This window comes from Anaerotignum sp. (genome assembly GCF_045122575.1).
In the GTDB taxonomy this organism is placed as follows: Bacteria; Bacillota; Clostridia; order Lachnospirales; family Anaerotignaceae; genus Anaerotignum_A.
The window spans coordinates 1-2,334 of record NZ_JBGVHV010000121.1 but is presented as its reverse complement, the minus strand read 5'-3'; the positions used below and the strand labels follow the sequence as shown (position 1 = coordinate 2,334).

The 2,334-nt window shown below is 50.6% G+C and carries 3 protein-coding genes; all 3 read left to right on the top strand.

Translation table 11 applies throughout. The features are described from left to right. A partial coding sequence (locus ACJMLT_RS06090; protein ID WP_405728110.1) for an NAD(P)/FAD-dependent oxidoreductase occupies nt 1-282 on the top strand: 282 nt, incomplete at its 5' end. Between the two features lie 18 nt (nt 283-300). After that, on the top strand, nt 301-1,101 hold the full coding sequence (locus ACJMLT_RS06085) for an SDR family NAD(P)-dependent oxidoreductase (protein ID WP_405728107.1): 801 nt from the start codon (nt 301-303) through the stop codon (nt 1,099-1,101). Nucleotides 1,102-1,257: 156 nt separating this feature from the next. After that, nucleotides 1,258-2,334: glucose PTS transporter subunit IIA (locus ACJMLT_RS06080; RefSeq protein WP_405728104.1), on the top strand; the 1,077-nt coding region annotated here is incomplete at its 3' end.

Below are 2,334 nucleotides of genomic sequence, written 5' to 3'. Positions count from 1 at the left end.
GTTCGTCTGAAAAATGTAAAAACGGGAGAAGAAACAGAAATTGCCTGTGATGGTATTTTTATCAGCGTAGGCAGAAAGCCTGTAACAGAATTTCTGGCAGGACAGGTGGAACTGGATCGAAGCGGTTACATCATTGCAGATGAATCTACCAGAACGAACATCCCCGGTGTCTTTGCCGTAGGTGACGTCAGAACAAAGGTGCTGCGTCAGGTGGTAACGGCAGTGGCAGATGGGGCTGTGGCTTCTCATTATATCGATGAATATCTGGCAGAATGGAAATAAAAAAAGAAGGTGAAATGTATGGGACATTTGAAAGGTAAAACAGCAATCATTACCGGCGGCGGCAGAGCGGTCCTGAAGGATGGCAGATGCGGTTCCATCGGTTACGGCATCGCAACAGCGTATGCAAAGGAAGGCGCGAATCTGGTCATTACCGGCAGAAATATGCAGAAATTACTGGATGCGAAAGAGGAACTGGAACGCTTGTATGGCGTAGAGGTACTTCCTGTGCAGGCGGATGTGGCCGCAGGTGCGGATAATGAAGCGGTGGTACAGAATGTGATCGATCAGGCCATCGAAAAATTCGGTGCGATCCATGTGCTGATCAATAACGCGCAGGCATCGGCCTCCGGTGTACCTCTGTCGGAAAAGACGACAAAACAGTTTGATCTGGCCATCTATTCCGGTCTGTATGCAACATTTTATTATATGAAGGCATGTTACCCTCATCTGAAGAAAACAAAGGGTACCGTTATCAATTTTGCTTCCGGCGCAGGGCTTTTCGGTAACTTCGGACAAAGCTCCTATGCGGCGGCCAAGGAAGGTATCCGTGGCATGAGCCGTGTGGCGGCGACGGAATGGGGGCAGGATGATATCAATGTAAATGTTGTCTGTCCTCTGGCGTGGACAGCCCAGCTGGAAAAATGGGCAGATCAGTACCCCGAAGCCTTTGAGGCAAATGTGAAAATGCCTCCCATGGGCCATTATGGCGATGTGGAAAAAGAAATCGGCCGTGCCTGCGTGGCACTGGCTTCTCCCGATCTGAAATATCTGACAGGGGAAACGATCACACTGGAAGGCGGCCTGGGGCTGCGTCCATAAGCATTTGTTCAAAAAATATACTCCGAATCAAAGCAGTCCGTCCGGGCTGCTTTTTCCATTTCTGTATTTTTCGGAAATTTTTTGCTGTTTATCGGATGAATCCTGCAGACTTTGGACAAAGTAAGGCGAAAGACTATAGGAAGAAGGAGCGAAACGATGAACAGGAAAATGGATTCTAAACGAGCCGGAAAAATTCTGGCACCGATGAGTGGTCGGGTGGTTCCGCTGGAACAGGTTCCCGATGAGGTTTTTTCGCAGAAAATGCTGGGAGAGGGCATTGCCATCCTTCCTGTGGATGGGAAGATCTATGCCCCTGTCAGCGGGAAGGTGGAAACGGTAGCGGAAACACTTCATGCCTACGGATTTGTTTCCGAAGAGGGGCTGGAGGTTCTGGTTCATGTGGGGCTGGATACCGTGAAACTGGAAGGAAAGGGCTTTACCAGCCACGTCAAGGCTGGCGACAGCGTTCAGGCGGGGGATCTGGTGGCAGAGGTGGATCTGCATTTTCTGGAACAGAAAAAGATTCCGTCTGTTACCCCGATCCTGCTTTGCAATCTGACGGAAGATATCCCGCTGCAGATGGCAAAGGGGCGTGTGACGGCGGGGAAGGACAGCGTGATCACGCTGGAAGAAAAACCTGCGGCAGGAAAAGGGGAAACCCTTTCTGCAGCAGAGGCGCCTAAGAAAAAGGGCGGCATCAATTTTGACCTTCTGCAGAAACTGGGGAAGGTTCTGATGACGGTGATCGCTGTTATGCCTGCAGCAGGGATCATGCTCAGTATGGGGAAGCTGCTGCAGATGACAGATCTCTCCTTCCTGATGACCGTTGGTTCCACCATGGAAAGCATTGGCTGGGCGGTCATCATCAATCTGCATATTCTGTTTGCGGTCGCCATCGGCGGTTCCTGGGCAAAGGAACGGGCAGGCGGCGCCTTTGCAGCCACCATTGCATTTATCCTCATCAACTGTATCACCGGGGCTGTGTTTGGGGTAAACAATGATATGCTGGCCGATGAAACCGCAGTGGTCTCCTCCTTCTTCGGGCGGGAAATGCTGGTCGAAAATTATTTTACCTCTGTGCTGGGGGCACCTGCCCTGAATATGGGGGTATTTGTCGGCATCATTTCCGGCTTTTTGGGCGGCATTGTTTATAATAAATATTACAATTTCCGCAAACTGCCGGAAGCATTGGCGTTTTTCAACGGCAAGCGCTTTGTTCCGCTGGCCATTATT

Bases quoted from the DNA above. Each gene is read 5' to 3' on its own strand.
- ACJMLT_RS06085 (WP_405728107.1), top strand. From the start codon at position 301: ATGGGACATTTGAAAGGTAAAACAGCAATCATTACCGGCGGCGGCAGA.